The 219-nt window shown below is 33.8% G+C and carries 1 protein-coding gene; it reads right to left on the reverse strand.

From position 1 onward, the window contains the following. A partial coding sequence (locus tag KJQ99_RS11545) for a zinc finger domain-containing protein (protein WP_284467068.1) occupies positions 1–219 on the reverse strand: 219 nt, incomplete at both ends.

A 219-nucleotide genomic window follows, 5' to 3' on the forward strand; every position in this document is an offset into this window, starting at 1 on the left:
TTCCTTTATTAGAACATTTTAAAGTTACTCCGTTATCAACTCCTTCAGGAATAGTTACTTCTAATTCTTCTTTTTTATTTTCTTTTCCACTACCTTGACAAGATGAACATTTATCTTTTACTACTTTCCCTTTACCGCCACACACATCACAAGTGCTAACCATTTGGAAAAAGCCTTTTCTAATAGCTATTTTGCCCTTGCCATTACATCTTGAGCAAG

Source organism: Campylobacter sp. 2018MI13 (assembly GCF_018501135.1).
GTDB lineage: Bacteria > Campylobacterota > Campylobacteria > Campylobacterales > Campylobacteraceae > Campylobacter_E.